Annotated in this window: 21 protein-coding genes and 2 pseudogenes; 19 read left to right on the top strand and 4 right to left on the bottom strand. The window is 68.8% G+C overall.

Annotated features, from left to right (window positions below):
* The first annotated feature begins 14 nt into the window (after window positions 1-14).
* The 6 genes from infA (at window position 15) to rplQ (ending at window position 3,162) form a co-directional block, all read left to right on the top strand.
* Entirely contained in the window at window positions 15-236 is a 222-nt protein-coding gene (gene infA / locus KY500_RS12490) for a translation initiation factor IF-1 (RefSeq protein WP_022883252.1), read from the top strand.
* A gap of 68 nt (window positions 237-304) precedes the next feature.
* The gene (gene rpmJ, locus KY500_RS12485; protein WP_035834639.1) at window positions 305-418 is read left to right on the top strand and encodes a 50S ribosomal protein L36; all 114 of its coding nucleotides are present in this window, start codon (window positions 305-307) and stop codon (window positions 416-418) included.
* Between the two features lie 191 nt (window positions 419-609).
* Window positions 610-984: a 30S ribosomal protein S13 gene (rpsM, locus tag KY500_RS12480; RefSeq protein ID WP_066597575.1), complete on the top strand. Its 375-nt coding sequence runs from the start codon at window positions 610-612 to the stop codon at window positions 982-984.
* A gap of 42 nt (window positions 985-1,026) precedes the next feature.
* Complete coding sequence (rpsK, locus tag KY500_RS12475; protein WP_066597573.1) at window positions 1,027-1,425, top strand: 30S ribosomal protein S11; 399 nt, start codon at window positions 1,027-1,029, stop codon at window positions 1,423-1,425.
* A 165-nt stretch (window positions 1,426-1,590) separates the two neighbouring features.
* Window positions 1,591-2,580, top strand: coding sequence for a DNA-directed RNA polymerase subunit alpha (locus tag KY500_RS12470; RefSeq protein WP_066597571.1), 990 nt, complete (start codon window positions 1,591-1,593; stop codon window positions 2,578-2,580).
* Window positions 2,581-2,631: 51 nt separating this feature from the next.
* Window positions 2,632-3,162 carry a 50S ribosomal protein L17 gene (rplQ, locus tag KY500_RS12465; RefSeq protein ID WP_219900841.1) on the top strand — a complete coding sequence of 177 codons (531 nt, stop codon included), beginning with the start codon at window positions 2,632-2,634 and terminating at the stop codon, window positions 3,160-3,162.
* 204 nt (window positions 3,163-3,366) lie between these two features.
* On the opposite strand, the gene KY500_RS12460 is transcribed toward rplQ, so the two are convergent.
* Complete coding sequence (locus KY500_RS12460; protein WP_219903428.1) at window positions 3,367-5,391, bottom strand: acyltransferase family protein; 2,025 nt, start codon at window positions 5,389-5,391, stop codon at window positions 3,367-3,369.
* 134 nt (window positions 5,392-5,525) lie between these two features.
* On the opposite strand from KY500_RS12460, the gene truA reads away from it, so the two are divergent.
* The 4 genes from truA to glmM all read left to right on the top strand — a co-directional run bounded on the left by truA (window position 5,526) and on the right by glmM (window position 9,078).
* Entirely contained in the window at window positions 5,526-6,509 is a 984-nt protein-coding gene (truA, locus tag KY500_RS12455; protein WP_370626806.1) for a tRNA pseudouridine(38-40) synthase TruA, read from the top strand.
* Window positions 6,510-6,694: 185 nt separating this feature from the next.
* Window positions 6,695-7,141: a 50S ribosomal protein L13 gene (gene rplM, locus KY500_RS12450; RefSeq protein ID WP_219900840.1), complete on the top strand. Its 447-nt coding sequence runs from the start codon at window positions 6,695-6,697 to the stop codon at window positions 7,139-7,141.
* 50 nt (window positions 7,142-7,191) lie between these two features.
* Window positions 7,192-7,677, top strand: a complete 486-nt coding sequence (rpsI, locus tag KY500_RS12445; RefSeq protein WP_066597565.1) for a 30S ribosomal protein S9 — start codon at window positions 7,192-7,194, stop codon at window positions 7,675-7,677.
* A gap of 24 nt (window positions 7,678-7,701) precedes the next feature.
* Window positions 7,702-9,078, top strand: coding sequence for a phosphoglucosamine mutase (gene glmM, locus KY500_RS12440; RefSeq protein ID WP_219900839.1), 1,377 nt, complete (start codon window positions 7,702-7,704; stop codon window positions 9,076-9,078).
* Window positions 9,079-9,536: 458 nt separating this feature from the next.
* Here the strand turns inward: glmM and KY500_RS12435 are convergent, their stop codons facing one another.
* The 3 genes from KY500_RS12435 to coaA form a co-directional block, all read right to left on the bottom strand.
* A complete protein-coding gene (locus KY500_RS12435) occupies window positions 9,537-10,433 on the bottom strand; it encodes an SDR family oxidoreductase (RefSeq protein WP_219900838.1) in 897 nt (298 codons plus the stop codon).
* A gap of 178 nt (window positions 10,434-10,611) precedes the next feature.
* Entirely contained in the window at window positions 10,612-11,145 is a 534-nt protein-coding gene (locus KY500_RS12430) for a GNAT family N-acetyltransferase (protein ID WP_219900837.1), read from the bottom strand.
* 200 nt (window positions 11,146-11,345) lie between these two features.
* Entirely contained in the window at window positions 11,346-12,302 is a 957-nt protein-coding gene (coaA, locus tag KY500_RS12425) for a type I pantothenate kinase (protein ID WP_066597553.1), read from the bottom strand.
* Between the two features lie 33 nt (window positions 12,303-12,335).
* Between coaA and glmS the strand changes: the two are divergent.
* The 9 genes and pseudogenes from glmS (at window position 12,336) to KY500_RS12390 (ending at window position 20,395) form a co-directional block, all read left to right on the top strand.
* Window positions 12,336-14,185: pseudogene (glmS, locus tag KY500_RS12420) on the top strand (glutamine--fructose-6-phosphate transaminase (isomerizing)).
* 101 nt (window positions 14,186-14,286) lie between these two features.
* A complete protein-coding gene (locus tag KY500_RS12415; protein WP_219900836.1) occupies window positions 14,287-14,643 on the top strand; it encodes a holo-ACP synthase in 357 nt (118 codons plus the stop codon).
* Entirely contained in the window at window positions 14,640-15,869 is a 1,230-nt protein-coding gene (alr, locus tag KY500_RS12410) for an alanine racemase (RefSeq protein ID WP_255579264.1), read from the top strand. Before KY500_RS12415 ends, alr begins: the two co-directional genes overlap by 4 nt.
* A gap of 6 nt (window positions 15,870-15,875) precedes the next feature.
* Window positions 15,876-16,490 (top strand): tRNA (adenosine(37)-N6)-threonylcarbamoyltransferase complex ATPase subunit type 1 TsaE, encoded by a 615-nt coding sequence (gene tsaE, locus KY500_RS19360; RefSeq protein WP_255579262.1) that lies wholly within the window; start codon window positions 15,876-15,878, stop codon window positions 16,488-16,490.
* Window positions 16,487-17,299, top strand: a complete 813-nt coding sequence (locus tag KY500_RS12405) for a sulfite exporter TauE/SafE family protein (RefSeq protein ID WP_219900835.1) — start codon at window positions 16,487-16,489, stop codon at window positions 17,297-17,299. The genes tsaE and KY500_RS12405 overlap by 4 nt, the downstream gene beginning before the upstream one ends.
* Window positions 17,300-17,423: 124 nt before the next feature.
* On the top strand, window positions 17,424-18,059 hold the full coding sequence (gene tsaB / locus KY500_RS12400; RefSeq protein WP_219900834.1) for a tRNA (adenosine(37)-N6)-threonylcarbamoyltransferase complex dimerization subunit type 1 TsaB: 636 nt from the start codon (window positions 17,424-17,426) through the stop codon (window positions 18,057-18,059).
* Window positions 18,059-18,490: pseudogene (gene rimI / locus KY500_RS19355) on the top strand (ribosomal protein S18-alanine N-acetyltransferase); the annotation flags it as partial. The gene tsaB and the pseudogene rimI, both read left to right, overlap by 1 nt.
* Before the next feature lie 282 nt (window positions 18,491-18,772).
* The gene (gene tsaD / locus KY500_RS19350) at window positions 18,773-19,819 is read left to right on the top strand and encodes a tRNA (adenosine(37)-N6)-threonylcarbamoyltransferase complex transferase subunit TsaD (RefSeq protein ID WP_255579942.1); all 1,047 of its coding nucleotides are present in this window, start codon (window positions 18,773-18,775) and stop codon (window positions 19,817-19,819) included.
* 165 nt (window positions 19,820-19,984) lie between these two features.
* Window positions 19,985-20,395, top strand: coding sequence for a DUF4190 domain-containing protein (locus KY500_RS12390; RefSeq protein WP_255579259.1), 411 nt, complete (start codon window positions 19,985-19,987; stop codon window positions 20,393-20,395).
* The last annotated feature ends 23 nt before the right edge of the window (window positions 20,396-20,418 follow it).

Below are 20,418 nucleotides of genomic sequence, written 5' to 3'. Positions count from 1 at the left end.
AGCGATAGTGAGTTATGGCCAAAAAAGACGGTGTCATCGAGATCGAGGGCGCAGTAGTCGAAGCTCTTCCCAATGCGATGTTTCGCGTTGAGTTGACCAACGGCCACAAAGTTCTTGCCCACATTTCGGGCAAGATGCGTCAGCACTACATCCGCATCCTCCCCGAGGACCGCGTGATCGTGGAGCTGAGCCCTTACGACCTGACCCGCGGTCGGATCGTTTACCGCTACAAGTAAAGCGTTGCTGTAAGTAACGGCCCACGGCATCCCGAGGGTACGAAGACAGCGATTACAAGGACACACCCATGAAGGTCAAGCCCAGCGTCAAGAAGATCTGTGACAAGTGCAAGGTCATCCGCCGTAACGGCAACGTGATGGTCATCTGCGAGAACCCGCGTCACAAGCAGCGTCAGGGCTAGTCACCTGGCAAGGTCAGCAGCCTCAGGGCTGGTCGAGCTTGTCGAGACCCGCAGGCCGATCTCACCGCGGTCAGCAGCTTAACAACTAAATACTTAGCAGTGCCGGGAACCCCTCGGGGTGACACCATCGGTTGGAGGCCGATGCACAGGCACTGTTACAGACCTCCACTCATCCCACAGGAGAAGCCACAATGGCACGTCTAGCCGGCGTAGACATTCCGCGCGATAAGCGCGTGGAAGTTGCACTTACTTACATTTTCGGTGTTGGCCGTACGAGGGCTCTCAAGACCCTCGCCGACGTCGAGATCGATGGAAACATTCGCGTCAAGGACCTGACCGACGAGCAGCTCGTCCAGCTCCGCGACTACATCGAAGGAACCTTCAAGATCGAGGGTGACCTTCGACGCGAGATCGCCGCTGACATCCGCCGCAAGGTCGAGATCGGTAGCTACGAAGGTATTCGTCACCGCAAGGGCCTGCCCGTTCGCGGCCAGCGCACCAAGACCAACGCTCGCACCCGCAAGGGCCCGAAGCGCACCGTAGCCGGCAAGAAGAAGGCGCGCTAGGCCTCGCCTAGCCCGTCTCGCCTCTAGGATTCAGGAGAAATCATGGCAGCACCCAAGTCGGCCGTACGGAAGCCGCGTAAGAAAGAAAAGAAGAACATTGTTGTGGGCCAGGCTCACATCAAGTCCACGTTCAACAACACCATCGTCTCGATCACTGACACCACCGGTGCAGTCATCAGCTGGGCGTCCTCAGGTGGAGTCGGCTTCAAGGGTTCGCGCAAGTCGACCCCGTTCGCCGCTCAGCTGGCCGCCGAGTCGGCTGCCCGCCAGGCGCAGGAGCACGGCATGAAGAAGGTTGACGTCTTCGTCAAGGGACCGGGCTCCGGCCGCGAAACGGCTATCCGTTCGCTGCAGGCTGCCGGCCTCGAAGTTGGTTCGATCAACGACGTGACGCCCCAGGCTCACAACGGTTGCCGTCCCCCGAAGCGCCGCCGCGTTTAATTCCTTTCAGTGACAGGCGATTGGGCTTGTCTGGGTCGAAAGATCCGGGCAGGCTCACTCGCCGTTCACCGCGACAGGGCGCACCAGCCACCCCGTCGAGTCTCACAACTTAACAACTCGCCACTAAGTGTCATATAGCGGACACTTCGCCGAAAGGAATCAATAGTGCTTATCGCACAGCGCCCCACGCTCACCGAAGAGAACATCTCGGAGTTCCGGTCCCGGTTCGTCATCGAACCGCTCGAGCCCGGCTTCGGCTACACCCTCGGTAACTCGATGCGCCGCACCCTGCTTTCCTCGATTCCCGGCGCTGCTGTCACCAGCATCCGCATCGATGGAGTGCTTCACGAATTCAGCACCGTTCCCGGGGTCAAGGAAGATGTCACCGAGATCATCCTGAACATCAAGGGACTCGTCATCTCGAGCGAGCACGACGAGCCGATCACCGCGTACCTGCGCAAGCAGGGCTCCGGTCAGGTCACCGCTGCCGACATCTCGGCTCCGGCCGGCGTGGAGGTTCACAACCCCGAGCTCGTCATCGCGACCCTGAACGACAAGGCCAAGTTCGAACTTGAACTGACCATCGAGCGTGGCCGTGGTTACGTGTCGGCTACCCAGAACCGCAACGAGTACTCCGAGGCCGGCCAGATTCCGGTCGACTCGATTTACTCGCCGGTTCTCAAGGTGACCTACCGTGTCGAGGCAACTCGTGCCGGTGAGCGCACCGACTTCGACCGCCTCGTCGTCGACGTGGAGACCAAGTCGGCTATCTCGCCCCGCGACGCCATCGCATCCGCCGGTCGTACGCTGACCGAGCTGTTCGGTCTGGCCCGCGAGTTGAACACCGCCGCTGAGGGCATTGAGATCGGCCCCGCGCCGGTCGACGCCGTCCTCTCGACCGAGCTGTCCGTGCCGATCGAAGACCTCGATCTGTCCGTGCGCTCGTACAACTGCCTCAAGCGCGAAGGCATCAACAACGTCAGCGAACTGGTCGCCCTCTCGGAGACCCAGCTGATGAACATCCGCAACTTCGGTCAGAAGTCGGTGGATGAGGTCAAGGACAAGCTCGTTGAGCTTGGCCTGTCACTGAAGGATTCTGTGCCCGGCTTTGACGGTGCGCACTTCTACAGCGGCTACGACGAAGAAACCATCTAAGGCTCGTCGTTCCTCGACGCCTTTCGACTTTGATACTGGAGATTACCGATAATGCCTAAGCCCACTAAGGGAGCCCGTCTCGGTGGCGGACCGGCGCACGAGCGCCTCATGCTCGCGAACCTGGCCGCCAGCCTGTTCACCCACAAGTCCATCAAGACGACCGAGACGCGCGCCAAGCGCCTGCGTCCGGTTGCCGAGCGCCTGGTGACTTTCGCCAAGCGTGGCGACCTGCACGCTCGTCGTCGCGTGCTCGCGACGATCGGCGACAAGACCGTCGTGCACGAGCTCTTCACCGAGATCGCGCCCCAGGTTGCGCTCCGCGATGGCGGCTACACCCGCATCACGAAGCTCGGCTTCCGCAAGGGCGACAACGCCTCCATGGTGCAGATGGAGCTCGTTCTCGAGCCCGTCACGCCCAAGGTGAAGTCGAACAAGGCCTCCGCGAAGGCGTCCGCGCCCGTAGCCGAGGAGACCGTCGCCCCGTCCGAAGCCCCCGAGGCTGAGGTTGTCGAAGCCGACGCTGTCGAAGCCGAGACCGTTGAGGCCGACGCTACCGACGCATCCGCTGAGGAAGCCAAGTAGCATCAGCACCACCTGCTGAACCTGTAGTACCTGAAAGGGCCCGACTTCGGTCGGGCCCTTTTTTGTGTGCCCGGATGCGTTCACCGCACCTCTGGCGGGTGACCGCGCCCGCTATAGCGGGCGCAGTCGCCTACAGGCGGTGCAGCGAAGGCCCAGGAGCGTGCAGCACGGCGGCTGTCGGGCTTGGGCACCGTGGGGGAGAGGCTAGCGCGGCTGCGGGCGGAAGGCCTGCAGGGTGTCAGGGCCGGGCACCGGGGCTTCGGGCGCATCCGCGAGGCTATCGAGCGCGGCAGCCACGGCGTCGGCGTAGACAGCGCCACCGGTGGGGCCGGGGTGGATGCCGTCGTCGGCGAGTACGTCCACGTGCGGGGCGATCGCGGCACTCCAGTCGGCCAGGGCGACGCGGGCGCGGTGCGCCGAGAAGTCCGCCAGCTCGGCGTTGACGCCTGCGGTCCAGTCCCGCTCGGCGAAGGCGTTGACCACGATGAGTTCGCGGCTCGGCCCGATGGACCGCATGATGTCGGCGAGTTCGGACGCAGTGATCGGGCCGTTGGTGCCCAGGCCCACAACCACGACCGGGCGCAGGGTGCCGGCGTCGCGCTGCGCGGCGAGGATCTCGGGCGCGGCATCCATGCCGCGGGACACCTGGGCGTCGATCGCGATGCCGGGGAACTCCGCCTGAAGTTCGGCCGCGGAGGCCAGCATGACCGAGTCGCCGACAGCGGTGATGGTGGAGCCGCGGGTGGCTTCAGCGGCCACCCCCGCGGCCTGCGCGGCGGCAGCGGCAGCGGCCTGAGCCTCGGCGGCCTCGGCGGCCCGGTCGAGCGCCTGCTGGCCGCGCAGCACCTCGGTCTGCGCCGAGGTCATCGCCGGTGCCGTGATCACGGATGCGGCGGTGCCGGCCACCAGCAGCACCGTCGCGACAGCGACACCCACGAGGGTTGCCCGCGGCCGACGGTGTTGCGAAACGCCCGCCACCGGGCCCGCGCCGAGGGGTGCGGTGGTGGGGCGAGGGGCCCAGGCGCGCAGCCGCCGGAGCGCGCCGCGCAGGCCCAGGCGGCGGATCGGGGTCTCCAGCCAGCGGTACGAGAGCGCGGCGGCGGTGAGGGCGAGGACCAGGGTGATGAGTCCCGTGCCCACGATGTTCCAGGGGTCGACGCCGACGGGGGCCCAGAGCTGCACGAGCACCAGCAGCGGCCAGTGCCAGAGGTAGAGGCCGTAGGACCGCTCGCCGAGGTAGCGCAGGGGAGCGGAGTCGAGCATCCGCCCGAATCGGCCGTCGGCGATGGCCGCCCAGATGACCACGGCGCTGAGCAGGGAGACCAGCAGGAGGCCGCCCCGGTAGGTGGTGGCGGAGTTGTCGGGCAGCCAGATGGCGGCGGCGAGCAGGCCCGCCACGGCGCCCGCACCCCACCAGGGGCGGGCGGCGGCGAGGGAACGGCGGACCGGCACGCGGTCGGGGTCGAGGTCGTCGGGCGCGCCGGCCTGCGGATAGATCGTGGCGTTCGCACGCACCGCAGACTGCTGCGCGCCCTGAACTGCGGTGCGCGGGCGCAGCAGGAGGGCCAGGCAGGCGCCGATCAGTAGGCCGAAGCTGTGCGTGTCGGAGCCGTAGTAGACCCGGGTGGGGTCGCTGCCGGGCTGGAAGCCGATGCCCATCCACACGGCCGAGGCGAGCGCGAGCGCGGCCACCAGGGCCAGGCGGAGGCCCGGGCGGCGCAGGCGCAGCAGCAGCAAGAGGATGAGCGGCCAGAGCAGGTAGAACTGTTCCTCCACCGCGAGTGACCAGAGGTTGCGGAAGAGCTCCGGTTGGCCGGAGTCGAAGTAGCTGGTGTGCGCGGTCAGTGACACCCAGTTGTAGCTGAACGTCGCGGTGCCGAGCAGTTTCCAGCCGAGGCCCACCAGAACGTCGCCGCCGATCAGCCAGGCCGTCGTGCACGCCACGAGCACCAACGGCACCAGCGCGGGGATCAACCGGCGGGCCCGGTGCAGCCAGAACCTGCGCGGAGAGAACCGGCCGGTGCTACCCTGCTCGGCCACGATCAGCCCGGTGATGAGGAAGCCGCTGATCACGAAGAAGATGTCCACGCCGATGAAACCGCCGCGGAGCGCCGGCGGGAACAGGTGGTAGACCACGACGAACGCAACGGCGAGACCCCTGAGCCCGTCGAGGCCGCTGAGGCGGCGCCGGCCCGGCCCGGTGACCCCCTCGGCGCCGGTGGCCCGGATGCCGTGCCCGACCCGGCTGCGGAGAGGGCTGTGGCGGGGGAGCGAGGGTCCGTGCGGAAAGTGCTGGTCATAGCGAGGGGGCCTGTCGAAGGCCCGTCCAACGATAACCCGGCCGGGCCTCTACACTGACCTCTGTGAGTTTTCCCGAGCCCGTAGACGGCCTTCCGCTGTCGGTGCTGACGGACCTCAACCCGGATGGCGCGCTCGCGGAGCCATCCGACGCACTGCCCGAACCCGGCTCCACCCGCATCCGCCTCGACGTGGCGTACGACGGCACAGGCTTCTTCGGCTGGGCCCGCCAGCCCGGCTATAAGACCATTCAGGGCCAGATCGAAGAGGGCCTGGGCGCCATCCTGAAGCGGCACCAGCCCACCCCGGACCTCGTGGTCGCCGGGCGCACCGACTCCGGCGTGCACGCTCTGGGCCAGGTGGCTCACTTCGACCTCAACGCCGATCAGGTCGACAGCCTCGTGCGGGTCAAGCGCGGCCGGGGCGCCCCCAAATACCCCAACGAGCTGGCCTCTATGGTGCAGCGCCGGCTCGGCGGCATCCTGGTCACCCAGCCCGAGATCGTGATCCGCAGCGCCACCATCGCACCCGTCGGCTTCGACGCGCGCTTCTCCGCGCTCTGGCGCCGCTACGAATACCGCATCGCCGACACCCAGGCGCTGCACGACCCGCTGCAACGGATGCGCACCACCTGGCACGGTTTCGCCCTCGACCTGCCCGCGATGCAGGAGGCCGCGGCCACCCTGATCGGGCTGCACGACTTCGCCACCTACTGCAAGCCGCGGCCAGGGGCCACGACCATCCGCACCCTGCAGTCCTTCGACTGGCGGCGTGACCCCGACGGGGTGCTCGTGGCGACGGTGCAGGCTGACGCGTTCTGCCACTCGATGGTGCGCGCGCTCGTGGGCGCCTGCGTGTCGGTGGGGGAGGGCAAACTAGTGGGCACCCGCCTGGTGGACCTGCGCATCGAGCGGGCCCGCACCAGCGAGTTCAAGGTGATGCAGGCGCACGGGCTCACCCTCATGGCGGTGGGTTACCCGGAGGACGCGGGTATGGCCATCCGTGCCGCTCAGACCCGGGCCCGCCGGGAACTGCCCGAAGACGAGTAGATTCGCGCGGATCTGGTCTGCGGAGTTGTGCGGCGGTAACCCGGTGAACTAGTGTTGACCTTTGGTGTCTGAGCGTTGCAGCCAGGCCCGCGAACGTGAGCCCTCCATCGATCGTGTTCTCTTCGAGAACACACCCGGAGCGGGATTCACGAACACCTCCGTTCGAACAAGAAAGCAGCACAACAGTGACGCGCACTTATACTCCCAAGGCAAGCGAACTCCAGCACGACTGGGTCGTCATCGATGCCACCGACATCATTCTGGGTCGGCTCGCCAGCCACGCCGCGATTCTCCTTCGCGGCAAGCACAAGGCGACCTTCTCCCCCCACATGGACGGTGGCGACTTCGTCATCATCATCAACGCCGAGAAGATCGCCCTCACCGGCGCGAAGCTCGAGCAGAAGAAGGCCTACCGCCACTCCGGTTACCCGGGCGGCCTGACGGCTACCACCTACGCGGAGATGCTCGAGAAGCACCCCACCCGTGCGGTTGAGAAGGCGATTCGCGGCATGCTGCCGAAGAACTCGCTCGGCCGTGCACAGCTGCTGAAGCTCAAGGTCTACGAAGGCCCGAGCCACCCGCACGCTGCGCAGCAGCCCAAGCCGTACACCCTCAGCCAGGTCGCTCAGTAGCGTCGGCCCCCAGACTTCTCGATATCTAAGAAAAAAGGATTCACACCATCGTGGCGAAGATCGCAGACCAGATTGACGCAGCTCCCGAGAGTTACTCCACCGAGACTCCCGCTGAAGCAGCAACCAAGGCGCCCCGCGCCGTCCTCAACGTTCCCGGCGCAGCCGTGGGCCGTCGCAAGCAGGCCATCGCCCGCGTGCGCATCGTCCCGGGTGCCGGCAAGATCGTCGTCAACGGGCGCGAGCTCGACGACTACTTCCCGAACAAGCTCCACCAGCAGCTCATCAACGACCCGTTCAAGGTCCTCGACCTGCTCGGCAGCTACGACGTCATCGCACGCATCACCGGTGGTGGCCCGTCCGGCCAGGCCGGCGCGCTGCGTCTCGGCATCGCCCGCTCGCTGAACCAGATCGACGAAGAGAACAACCGCGCGATCCTCAAGAAGGCCGGCTTCCTCAACCGTGACGCTCGCGTCAAGGAGCGCAAGAAGGCCGGACTCAAGAAGGCCCGCAAGGCGCCGCAGTTCTCGAAGCGCTAACCCGCTAGTCGAGTTCGCACTCCTATGGCTCGACTATTCGGCACGGACGGCGTCCGGGGCCTGGCTAACCGTGATCTCACGGCTGGCCTGGCCCTGGGCCTCGCCCAGGCGAGCGCCGTGGTGCTCACCTCGGGCCGTCGCGCGGAACTCCGCCGCGCACAGGGCCGCCGCCCCGTCGCCGTGGTCGCCCGCGACCCCCGCATTTCCGGTGAATTCATCACCTCCGCCGTTGCAGCAGGCTTGGCCAGCTCCGGCGTAGACGTGTTGGACGCCGGCGTCATCCCGACGCCCGCCGCCGCGTTCCTCATCGCCGACATCGGCGCAGACTTCGGCGTGATGATCTCCGCCTCGCACAACCCTGCCCCCGACAACGGCATCAAGTTCTTCGCCTTCGGCGGCACCAAGCTACCCGACGACGTGGAGGACCGCATCGAGGCGGTTCTCGCCGCCGGCGACCAGCTGCTCACCCCGATCGCCGGCGACGTCGGACGCATCCGCCGCTTCGCCGACGCCGAGGACCGCTACGTCGTGCACCTGCTCGGCACCCTTCCGCACCGGCTCGACGGTATCCACGTGGTGCTCGACTGCGCCCATGGCGCTGCTGCCGGTGTGTCGCCGCAGGTGTTCACGGATGCCGGTGCCCGCGTGACCGTCATCGGTGCGGACCCCGACGGCCTCAACATCAACGACGGGGTGGGCTCGACCCACCTCGACAACCTCGCCCGCGCTGTGCTCGAGCATGGCGCCGACGTGGGCATCGCCCACGACGGCGACGCCGACCGCTGCCTGGCCGTGGACCGCGACGGCAACATCGTCGACGGCGACCAGATCATGGCGATCCTGGCCGTGTCGATGGCCGAACGCGGCGTGCTGACCGACCGCACCCTGGTGGCGACGGTGATGAGCAACCTGGGCCTGAAGAAGGCCATGGCCGCCAACGGCATCAGCATGATCGAGTCGAAGGTGGGCGACCGCTACGTGCTCGAAGAACTCGACGCGCACTCTCTCTCGCTCGGCGGCGAGCAGAGCGGGCACGTCATCATGACGAAGTTCGCCACCACCGGCGACGGGATCCTCACCGGCCTGCACCTCGTGGCCGAGATGGCACGCACCGGCAAGACCCTCGCCGAGCTGGCCAGCGTCATGACGGTGTTCCCGCAGATCCTCGTGAACGTGCGCGGCGTCGACCACCACGCCCTCGCCGGCGACGAGGTCATCGCCCAGGCCGTGCGCGACGCCGAAATCGAACTCGGCGACACCGGCCGGGTGCTGCTGCGTCCCTCCGGCACCGAACCGATGGTGCGGGTCATGGTGGAAGCCGCTGACCAGCCCACCGCTGACCGCCTGGCACATGCGCTGGCCGACGTCGTGAAGAACCGCCTGGCCCTGCCTGTCGCCTGAGCACACCCCTCTCGCGCGTTCGGCTCGAGGGATCTCGACAAGCTCGATCGCCGGATGGGTCGCGCCCGTCTCGGCCATCGCGTTGGTCTCGGCCATCGCGTTGGTCTCGGCGGTCTCGTTGGTCGAGCTGGTCAAGACCTCGTGAGTGTTGTCGGGTACGCGTTCGGGTCGCGGGATCTCGACAAGCTCGATCACCGTGAGGGTCGCGTTGGTCTCGGCGGTGTCGTTGGTCTCGGCGGTGTCGTTGGTCGAGCTTGTCGAGACCTGGTGACCGGGTTTGCGTTCGTTCCGGTCTTGTTGGTCGAGGTTGTCGAGACCTGGTGAGGGTCGTCGCGTATGCGTTTGGCTCGCGGGATCTCGACAAGCTCGATCACCGTAGGGGTCGCGTTGGTCGAGCCCTGGGAGCACAAAAACGGGCGGCCAGGAGAACCTGACCGCCCGCATCCGTCGTGGTGCCGTTACGGCGTGGGCATGCCGCCGTTCACGTTCAGGGTCTCGCCGATGACGTAGCTGGATTCGCCCGACGCCAGAAAGACGTAGGCCGGGGCCAGCTCGGCCGGCTGGCCGGGACGCCCCAGCGGGGTCCGCTCGCCGAACTCGGGCAGCTCCTCGGTGGGCTGGCCGCCCGCGGTCTGCAGCGGCGTCCAGATCGGTCCGGGCGCCACGGCGTTGACCCGGATGCCCTTCGGCGCCAACTGCTGACCGAGCGCCTTGGTGAACGCGTTGATCGTGGCCTTCGTGGAGGCGTAGTCGACCAGGTTCTCCGAGGGGGAGTAGGCCTGGATCGAGGTGGTGTTGATGATGGTCGAGCCCGGCTTGAGGTGCGGCAGGGCCGCCTTGGTGAGCCAGAACATCGCGTACACGTTGGTCTTGAAGGTCTCGTCGAACTGCTCGTCGCTGAGCTCGAGCAGGTCCTCCACATGCTGCTGCTTACCGGCGTTGTTCACCAGGATGTCCAGGCCGCCGAGTCCATCGACCGCACTGCCGATGATTTCGCGGCAGAAGGCCGCGTCGGTCAGGTCGCCGGGCAGGGCGACGGCGGTGCGGCCGGCCTCCTCGATGAGTGCGACGATCTTCTGGGCGTCCTCTTCCTCCTCGGGGAGGTAGGAGATGGCCACATCCGCCCCTTCGCGGGCGAACGCGATGGCCACGGCGGCGCCGATGCCGGAGTCGCCTCCGGTGACGAGCGCCTTGCGTCCGGTGAGGCGCTCCGAGCCGCGGTAGGAGGTCTCCCCGCGGTCAGCGGTGTTGTTCAGATTGGCGTCCAGCCCGGCGCCCTCCTGGGACTGCGCGGTGGTGTCGATGTCGGCGTACTTCTTGGACGGGTCTTCGAAGATGTACTGGTCAGAGGGCAATGTTGTACCTTTCGTCGGTCGTCGACGTGTCGCCGCCACGGGGCGGCTGACACCACCGAACAAGCCTAGAACCGACGGTCTGGGCGCCTGCTGCGAAAATTCAGGCGGTTCGTGACGACTGTCGGTTTGTGCCGTCCCGACCGCCGGACGTGTCGGCGCGGGCGGTTCCGGCGGGCTTTTAGACGGCGGGCAGACGGTACCGCACGTGTCTCCGGAGGGCCGAGCCCGGGGCGAGCCGCGGGTGGTCGAACTCGCCGGCGGGCCGCATCCCGAGCCGCTCCATCACCTTCCGCGAGCGGATGTTGACCACCGCCGTGATCGAGTTCACCTCGGTCAGCTCCATGGTCTCGAACCCGAACCGCAGGGCCGCCGTCGCCGCCTCGGTCGCGAAGCCGTGACCCCATGCCGATGGGGCCAACCGCCAGCCCACTTCGACGCCGCCGGCACCGGGGACGCCCTCCGGCATCGGAGCGAGACCGGTGAAGCCGATGAACTCGCCGGTGTCCAGTCGCTCGAGCGCCCACAGCCCGTAGCCGTACACATCGAACAGCGCGTCGGCGCGTGCAGCGAGACCGTCACTCTGCGCGCGGTCCAGCCGGGCGGGGAAGTATCGCATCACCTCGGCATCCGCGTTGAGCAGGGCGAACGGCGCGCGGTCGCTGGGCAGCCAACGCCGCAGCAGCAGCCGTTGGGTGTGCAGCTCAAAGTCCATCCCTCGACCGTACCCGGCCAGGCCAACGCCGCGAGTTGCCACTTGGTGCCCCTTCAGCGCCCGCGAAGGGGCGCAATCTGGCAAGTCGCAAGACAACGATCGCGCGAGTCGCCACTTGGTGCCTCTTCAGCACACTCAGAGGGGCGCTATGTGGCAAGTCGCGACGCCGCGACCCGAGGAGGTGCCGCCACACGTGCGACTCAGACCTTGCGGAGCAGCACCTTGTCGACCGTGTGGTCGGAGTCCTTGCGCAGCACCAGCGTGGCGCGGGAGCGCGTGGGACGGATGTTCTGCAGCAGGTTGGGCTCGTTGATCGTGCCCCAGATGGTGCGCGCCCGCGCTCGGGCCTCGTCCTCGCTGAGGGAGGCGAACCGGTGGAAGAACGACTTGGGGTTGGTGAACGCCCCGCGCTGCAGCCCGAGGAAACGCTCCTCGTACCAGCGCGAGATGTCGGAGGTGCGCGCATCCACGTAGATGGTGAAGTCGAACAGGTCGCTCACCGCGAGCCCGTGGCCCGGCGCCGGCGGCTGCAGCACGTTCAGACCCTCCACGATCAGGATGTCGGGCTGCCGCACGACCACCTGCGCGTCGGGCACGATGTCGTAGTTGAGGTGCGAGTAGAACGGGGCGCGCACCTCGGCGGCGCCGCTCTTGATCGCGCTGACGAAGCGCAGCAGCGCGCGCCGGTCGTACGACTCGGGGAAACCCTTGCGTTCCATCAGCCCGCGGCGGGCCAGCTCGGCGTTGGGGAAGAGGAACCCGTCGGTGGTGACCAGTTCCACCCGGGGGGTGTCTTCCCAGCGGGCGAGCAGCTCACGCAGCAGGCGCGCGATGGTGGACTTGCCCACCGCCACCGACCCGGCCACGCCGATCACGAACGGGGTGGCCCCGGCACGTTCGCCGAGGAAGTCGCTGGTGTCGCGGTGCAGTTTGCGAGCGCCGGCGGCGTAGAGGTTGAGCAGCCGGCTGAGCGGCAGGTAGACATCCGACACCTCATTGATGTCGAGCGGCTCGCCCAGGCCACGCAACTGCACAACCTCGGTTTCACGCAACGGCAGCCGGGTCGAGGGCGCGAGGGAGGCCCACACAGCACGATCGAGCTCCACAAAGGGGGTGCTGTGACCGGTATTACCTGGGCTCACCAGCGGCTCGGACATCTACGCAAGCATAGTGCGACTAAAATCAGGCCCATGTGCGGAATCGTGGGATATGTCGGAGACAACAAGAGCGTCGAAGTGCTCATGGGCGGGCTGCGTCGACTTGAGTACCGGGGCTATGACTCGGCGGGAATCGCGGTGATCGACGCGACCGGCAAGCTCAACACGGCCAAGCGTGCCGGCAAGCTCGCGGTGCTCGCAGCCGAGCTCGAGGCGCATCCGATTCCCAACGGAGTCACCGGCATCGGTCACACCCGTTGGGCCACGCACGGTGGACCCACCGACGGCAACGCGCACCCGCACCTCGGTGACAACGGCAAGCTCGCCCTCATCCACAACGGCATCATCGAGAACTTCGCGCCGCTCAAGGCCGAACTCCTTGCCGAGGGCTACACGTTCCTCAGCGAAACCGACACCGAGGTGGCCGCCGTGCTGCTCGGACGGGAATACCAGCGTGTCGGCGACCTCGCCGAAGCGTTCCGCACCGTCGTGTCGCGCCTGGACGGTGCGTTCACGCTGCTCGCCGTGCACGAAGACCAGCCCGGCGTCGTCGTCGGCGCCCGCCGCAACTCGCCCCTGGTCATCGGCTTGGGCGAGGGCGAGAACTTCCTCGGCTCCGACGTGGCCGCGTTCGTGGAGTACACCCGCCGCGCCGTAGCGATCGGCCAGGACCAGATCGTCACGATCACCCCCGACCTCGTCACCGTCACCGACTTCTTCGGCGCGCCCGTCGAGGTCGAAGAGTTCGACATCGCCTGGGATGCCTCCGCCAGTGAAAAGGGCGGCTGGTCCTCCTTCATGGCCAAAGAGATCTCCGAGCAGCCGGATGCCGTCACCAACACCCTGCGCGGCCGCATCCACGACGGCCAGGCCGTCGTGCCCGAGCTCGAGGCCTTCGGCGACGACGTGCTCGCCGGCATCCGCCGCATCGTGATCGTCGCCTGCGGTACCGCCGCCTACGCCGGCCAGACCGCCAAGTACGCCATCGAGAAGTGGGCCAAAGTGCCCGTGGACGTGGAGCTCAGCCACGAGTTCCGCTACCGCGACCCGGTGCTCGACGACCACACCCTGGTGATCTCGATCAGCCAGTCCGGCGAGACCATGGACACCCTGATGGCCGTGAAGTACGCCCGCGAGGCCGGCGCCAAGGCCATCTCGATCTGCAACACCCAGGGCGCCACCATCCCGCGCGAATCCGACGCCGTGATCTACACGCACGCCGGACCCGAGGTCGCTGTGGCGTCGACGAAGGGCTTCACCGCCCAGATCGCCGCGCTGTACCTCTTCGCGCTGCACCTGGCCCGGGTGCGGGGCACCCTCTCGCTCGAGGAGCTCGCCGAGCAGGTCGCCGAACTGCAGGCCATCCGGAGAAGCTCGCCACGACCCTGCTGCAGGGCGAGGCCGTGCACCAGCTGGCCACCTGGATGACCGACACCCGCGCGGTGCTGTTCCTGGGCCGTCACGTGGGCTTCCCGATCGCGCTCGAGGGTGCGCTCAAACTCAAGGAGCTCGCCTACATCCACGCCGAGGGCTTCGCCGCCGGTGAGCTCAAGCACGGCCCGATCGCGCTCATCGAGCCCGGCCAGCCGGTCTTCGTGGTGGTGCCGAGCCCCCGCGGCTCCGCGCACCTGCACCCCAAGGTGGTCTCCAACATCCAGGAGATCCGCGCCCGTGGTGCCCGCATCATCGCGATCGCCGAGCAGGGCGACGCCGCGGTGCTGCCGTTCGCGGACTCGGTGTTCCACATCCCGCTGGCCGCGCCGCTGTTCGAACCGCTGCTGGCCGTCGTGCCGCTGCAGATGTTCGCCATCGAACTGGCCACCGCCAAGGGCCTGGACGTGGACCAGCCGCGCAACCTGGCCAAGTCCGTCACGGTCGAGTAAGTCACAGCCAGCCGGATGCCCAGGGCCCGCACCGCTCCACCGCGACAGCGGTGCGGCGCGCACCCTGGGCATTTCGCCGCCACCCACGGGATGAGGACACGTTGATCAAGGGCATCGGGGTCGACATCGTCGACCTGGCACGCTTCGACCGGCAGGTCGCCCGCACGCCCGGGCTGATCCCCCGGTTGTTCGCGCCCGCCGAACGAGCACTGCCGCCGCACTCGCTGGCGGCCCGGTTCGCCGCCAAGGAAGCGCTGATCAAGGCGCTCGGCGGCAGCGTGGGCGCGAGCTGGCAGGAGATGGAAGTGGTCTCCGACCCCGACGGAAACCCGTCCTTCGCGCTGACCGGAGTGGCCGCGGCGGCCCTGGCTTCGCGCGGCATCACGGGCGTGCACCTCAGTCTCACCCACGACGCCGGCGTCGCCTGCGCGTTCGTGGTGCTGGAGGGCGACAAATGAGCAGCGCCTTCCGCGAAGCCGTCATCGACCTCGCTGCCGTGCAGGCCAACGTGGCCCACCTGCGCAGCCTCATCGGCACCCGGCACACCATGGCCGTGGTCAAGGCCAACGGCTACGGCCACGGCGCCGCGCAGGTGGCTCGCGCTGCCCTGGCCGGGGGAGCGGACTGGCTCGGCGTCGCCGACCTCGACGAAGCCCTGGCCCTCCGCGCCGCCGGCATCGACGCCCCGCTGCTGGCCTGGTTGCACGGCCCCGACCCCGAGTTCGCCGCCGGCATCACCGCCGACATCGACCTCGGCCTGTCCTCGGCCGCGCAGGTGCGCCAGGCGGCGGATGCGGCGCTGAGTGTGGGCCGTACCGCATCCGTGCAGATCAAGATCGAGACCGGTCTCAACCGCAACGGTGTGGACGAAGCGGACTGGGCCGAGGTGTTCGGCCTCGCCGCGGCGTTCGAGCGGGTGGGCCGGCTGCGGGTGCGCGGCGTGTTCAGCCACCTCGCCAACACCTCGCCGGCCGACGACGAGGCCGCACTGCTCAGCTTCGACCGGGGTCTGGCCGCGGCCGCGACCGCCGGCCTCACGGTGGATCTGGCGCACCTGGCCTCCACCGCGGCAGCGCTGCGGTTGCCCGCAGCCCGGCACACGATGGTGCGGCTGGGCATCGGCATCTACGGGCAATCCCCGTTCGACGACGCCGACTCCGCCGCACTCGGGCTGACCCCCGCGATGACATTGCGCGGCCGGGTCGCCGCGGTGCGTCAGATCGCCGCCGGCGCGGGCGTCTCCTACGACTATCTCTGGCGCGCGAGCACGGACACCACGCTGGCCCTGGTGCCGCTCGGCTATGCCGACGGGGTGCCCCGGCAGGCCATGAACGCCGCCTTCGTCTCGATCGGCGGGGTGCAGCATCCCGTGGTGGGCCGCATCGCCATGGACCAGTTCCTGGTGGACGTGGGCGCCGTGCCGGTCGCCGTCGGCGACGACGTGGTGCTGTTCGGCGACCCCAGCACCGGGGCGCCGAGCGCCGCCGAGTGGGGCGCGGCGGCGGGCACCATCAACTACGACATCGTCACCCGGGTCGGTGCCCGGGTGCCCCGGCGGTACGTGGGCGCGACCGCCGACGGTGCGGCGACGGATTCGACGACCCCGTCACCGGCCACCGGTGCGCCGGCACCCGGAACGCCGCGCAGCACCGATGCCTCCGACTCCACAAGCCCGGGGGAGTAGCCGCCGATGCGCCGAATCATCGACGACCCCGAAGCCATGCACGCGCTGGGCATGGAGCTGGCCGGAGTGCTCCGTGCCGGGGACCTCATGGTGCTCACCGGACCGCTCGGCGCCGGCAAGACCACCTTCACCCGCGGCCTCGGCGAGGGGTTGCAGGTGCGCGGCCCGGTCACCAGCCCCACCTTCGTGCTCGCGCGCACACATCCCAGCACGGTCGGCGGCCCGCCGCTCGTGCACGTGGATGCCTACCGGCTGAACAGCGCCATGGAACTCGACGACCTCGACATCGACTTCGCCCGCTCGATCGTGGTGGTGGAGTGGGGCCGGGGGCTGCTCGAGGGCATCACCGAGTCCTGGCTCGACGTGGAGATCGTGCGCCCGCTGGGCGCCTCCGTGGCCGTGGCCGTGGCCGCGGGCTCTGATTCCGACGCGGATGACGCGGACCTCGACGCCGACCTCGACCGGGCCGAGCCGCGCACGGTGACGGTCACCGGAGTCGGACCCCGCTGGGAGGCCGACCTCGGCCTGGCCGACCTGGCCGGCACGGAAAGCGACGCCGCCGGCTCGAAGCCCGCCGCCGCTGACACTGCCGCCAGCCCTGACGGGCCGGCCGCCGAATGAGCACTACCCCGGCTATCCCGGCCGCCCCCGCAAGCCCCAGGGGCACCTGGTACTGGCTTGCCCTCATCCTCACCGGCCTGATCGGCGGACTGCTCTCGGGCGTCTTCGGCGTGGGCGGCGGCATCGTGATGGTGCCCCTGCTCATCTCCCTCGTGCAGATGAACCAGCGCCAGGCCGCCACCACCTCGCTCGCGGCGATCGTGCCCACCTCCATCGTGGGGTCGATCACGTATCTGGCCAACGGCCACATCGACCTGGTCGCGGGCGTGATCATCGCAGGCGGCGCCGTGGTCGGGTCGATCATCGGCAGCAACCTGCTGCAACGCATCCCCCTCTTCTGGCTGCGCTGGCTCTTCATCGCGCTCCTCGTGGTCGTCGCCGCACGTATGGTGGTCGTCGAACCCGAGCGCGGCGCGGCCCTGGAGCTCAGTGTGCTCGTGGTGCTCGGGTACCTGGCCCTGGGTCTGGCGATGGGGGTCGCATCCGGCCTGTTCGGCATCGGCGGCGGCGTCATCGCGGTGCCGGCACTCGTGGCGGTGTTCGGTGTGAGCGACCTCATCGCCAAGGGCACCTCCCTTCTGGTGCTGGTGCCCACGAGCATCGTCGGCACCATCGCCAACCTGCGCGCCAAGCTCGTTGACCTGCGCGCCGGCCTGGTGGTGGGCGTCACCGCCACGGTGGCCGCGGTGCCCGGGGTGGCGCTCGCGCTGCTGATCCCGCCGCGGCTGTCGAGCATCCTCTTCGCCGTGCTGCTGATCCTCGCCGCCGCCCAACTCACCGTGAAGGCCCTCCGCACCACGAGCCCCTGAGCCCAACTGGTCCCGGTGCGGACAAGTGGCCCCTGCGCACCGGGGCCAGTAGTCCGATGCGGCAACAGTTGCGGGCGGTGCAGGCCCGGCGAGCGGATGTGCCGGGGCCGCATAGGCTGGACGGGTGCTCCTCGCCATCGATACCTCCGCCGGCACCAGCGTCGCCGTCGTCGACCTGACCCAGGGTGTGATCGCCGAACGCGGCATCCCCGACACCATGCGCCACGCCGAGGTGGTCGGCCGCCTCATCCAGGAGTGTCTCACCGAGGCCGGCATCCCCGTCACGGCGCTCTCCGGCGTGGTCGGCGGCATGGGCCCCGGCCCGTTCACGGGCCTCCGCGTCGGTATCGCCGCCGCCCGGGTCTTCGCCCTCGGCATCGGCCGCCCCCTCGTGCCGGTGATCAGTCACGATGCCATCGCCTACGGCCACTACCGCACCGGCCACACCGGCCCGCTGCTCGTGGTCACCGACGCCCGCCGCCGCGAGGTCTACTGGTCCGCGTACAGCGGGGCGGATGCAGAGACCCTGCCCGTGCGCATCGGCCCGCCCGCGCTCGCCAAACCCGCCGAGCTGCTCGAGGGCGACTTCGAACATGCCGGGATGCCCCGCCTGGACGCCAGCACCATCTCCGCCGGAGACCTGGGGATGGTGGCCGAACTCACCTTCGCCGCCGGTCGCCCGTTCGCTGCCGATGACGCGCTCTACCTGCGCTCGCCCGACGTCACGGTGTCCAAAAACGGCCCCAAGCGGGTGAGCTGATGACCTGGCAGCTGCGCCGCGCCGCCGCCGACGACGTCGACGCGATCATGGCCCTGGAGACGTCGATTTTCGTCAATGACGCCTGGTCCACCGAGATGATGGCCCGCGACGTCGCCGACCCCGGCTGCTACTACCTGGTCGCGTTCCCGCCCGACGCCCCCGACCACATCGTCGCCTACGCCGGCCTGCAGGCCGCCCAGCGGTCGCCCGAGAGTGATATCCAAACCATCGCCGTGGCCGAGGAAGCCCGCGGCCGGGGCCTGGGCCGGGTACTCATGCTCAGCCTGATCAGCGAGGCCCGCAAGCGCGGCGCCCGCGAGACCTTCCTCGAGGTGCGCGCAGACAACCCCGGCGCCCAGCACCTCTACCGCTCGCTCGGCTTCGAAGACCTCGGCGTGCGCCGCGGCTACTACCAACCAGACAACGTGGATGCGATCGTCATGCGCCTGCCCATTCCCCCCGCCGAGATGCAGTTCACCACGGATGCCGCAGCCCCCGCCGGCGCCCCGGTCGGCGCCCCGCCGGCTTCAGCTCTCGGTGCTGAACCGGATGCCGTCGCTGACCCCGCTGACGTTGCCGCCGCCGCTGACCCCGCTGACGCTGCCGCCGCCCCGGCCCCCGACGCCGGCCCTGCCCCCACGACCGCCCCCGCCGCACCGGTCCCCGCCGCCTCCGCCGCCCCGGCCCGCCCGCTCAACCGCACCGACCCGCTCGTGCTCGGCATCGAGACCTCGTGCGACGAGACGGGCATCGGTATCGTGCGCGGCACCACGCTGCTCTCCAACACCATCGCGTCTTCCATGGACGAACACGCCCGCTACGGCGGCGTCGTACCCGAGGTGGCTGCCCGTGCGCACCTCGAGGAAATGGTGCCCGCCATCCGCGCCGCGCTCGTCGAGGCCGAGATCCGGCTCGACGAGATCGACGCCATCGCCGTCACCAGCGGCCCCGGCCTCGCCGGCGCGCTCATGGTGGGCGTGGGTGCCGCCAAGTCACTGGCGCTGGCGCTCGACGTGCCCATCTACGCCGTCAACCACCTGGTCGGCCACGTCGGCGCCGACCTGCTCCGCGGCGAGGGTGTCACGACGGATGCGCCGCTCGAATACCCCACCATCGCCCTGCTGGTCTCCGGCGGGCACACCTCACTGCTGCTCGTGCGCGACCTCGTCTCCGACGTGGAACTGCTCGGCGAAACCATCGACGATGCCGCCGGCGAGGCCTTCGACAAGGTGGCCAGGGTGCTCGGCCTGCCCTACCCCGGTGGCCCGCAGATCGACCGGGTGGCCGCGACCGGCGACCCCACCGCCATCCGTTTCCCGCGCGGACTCAGCCACCAGAAGGACATGGCCCAGCACCGTTACGACTTCTCCTTCTCCGGCCTGAAGACCTCGGTGGCCCGGTGGGTGGAGCAGAAGCAGGACGCCGGCGAGACCGTGCCCATCGACGACGTCGCGGCGAGCTTCCGCGAGGCCGTCGTCGACGTGCTCCTCACCAAAGCCGTCGCGGCGTGCGCCGACCTCGGGGTGCCCCGGCTGCTGCTCGGCGGCGGCGTGATCGCCAACGCCCGGCTGCGCCAGGTGGCCCAGGAACGTACCTGTGCGGCGGGCATCGCCCTGCGCATCCCGCCGCTGTCGCTCTGCACCGACAACGGCGCCATGATCGCCGCCCTCGGCGCCCAGCTCATCATGGCCGGGCACGCTCCCTCCACCCTGGACTTCGGTGCGGACTCGACCCTCCCGGTGTCGCTCATCCAGGCCTGAAAGCGCAGTTCATCCAGCGTTTCACCGGTGAAAGCGCTACTCTGACCGTGGGGGTTCACCGCGGAGCACGCACGTTGACACCCCCATGGCGTGGGTGCCACTATGGCACCGCCCGCCCAGTATGTCTGCCTGCCTACGCTGCACCCATGTGAAGGAGCCCTCACAATGACCGACCCGAACCAGACTCCCGCAAACAACGAGCCCACCCCGCCGCCCGCGTACACCCCGCCGGCCACGCCCGCCTACGGCTCCGCTCCGGCTGCCCCCGCGTACGGCTCGGCACCCGCCGCTCAGGCCTACTCGCCGCAGGGCTACGGCCAGCCGAACGCCGCAGACAAGTGGAACGTTCTCGCGATCATTTCCCTGGTCAGCGCGTTCTTTGTCTCCCTCGCCGCGGTGATCTGCGGCCACATTGCCCTCAGCCAGATCAAGAAGACCGGCGAGAAGGGCCGCGGCCTCGCGATCGCCGGCCTGGTCCTCGGTTATGTGGGACTGATCGGCGGAATCATCTTCATCGTCGTGATCGTCCTTGCGACCATGGCGGGCATCAACAGCGGCTCGTACAGCACCTACTAGCCCCGGCCGCACCGGCTCGGCAC

The sequence above is a fragment of the Cryobacterium sp. PAMC25264 genome (assembly GCF_019443325.1).
In the GTDB taxonomy this organism is placed as follows: domain Bacteria; phylum Actinomycetota; class Actinomycetes; order Actinomycetales; family Microbacteriaceae; genus Cryobacterium.
This window is presented reverse-complemented; position numbering and strand designations above follow the sequence as displayed.

Coding starts and splice junctions, on each gene's coding strand:
- rplQ (WP_219900841.1), top strand. CDS start 2,632: ATGCCTAAGCCCACTAAGGGAGCCCGTCTCGGTGGCGGACCGGCGCAC.
- coaA (WP_066597553.1), bottom strand. CDS start 12,302: ATGTCCGAGCCGCTGGTGAGCCCAGGTAATACCGGTCACAGCACCCCC.
- KY500_RS12405 (WP_219900835.1), top strand. CDS start 16,487: ATGAGCACTACCCCGGCTATCCCGGCCGCCCCCGCAAGCCCCAGGGGC.
- infA (WP_022883252.1), top strand. CDS start 15: ATGGCCAAAAAAGACGGTGTCATCGAGATCGAGGGCGCAGTAGTCGAA.
- glmM (WP_219900839.1), top strand. CDS start 7,702: ATGGCTCGACTATTCGGCACGGACGGCGTCCGGGGCCTGGCTAACCGT.
- tsaE (WP_255579262.1), top strand. CDS start 15,876: ATGCGCCGAATCATCGACGACCCCGAAGCCATGCACGCGCTGGGCATG.
- KY500_RS12390 (WP_255579259.1), top strand. CDS start 19,985: ATGACCGACCCGAACCAGACTCCCGCAAACAACGAGCCCACCCCGCCG.
- alr (WP_255579264.1), top strand. CDS start 14,640: ATGAGCAGCGCCTTCCGCGAAGCCGTCATCGACCTCGCTGCCGTGCAG.
- rpmJ (WP_035834639.1), top strand. CDS start 305: ATGAAGGTCAAGCCCAGCGTCAAGAAGATCTGTGACAAGTGCAAGGTC.
- rpsM (WP_066597575.1), top strand. CDS start 610: ATGGCACGTCTAGCCGGCGTAGACATTCCGCGCGATAAGCGCGTGGAA.
- rpsK (WP_066597573.1), top strand. CDS start 1,027: ATGGCAGCACCCAAGTCGGCCGTACGGAAGCCGCGTAAGAAAGAAAAG.
- KY500_RS12430 (WP_219900837.1), bottom strand. CDS start 11,145: ATGGACTTTGAGCTGCACACCCAACGGCTGCTGCTGCGGCGTTGGCTG.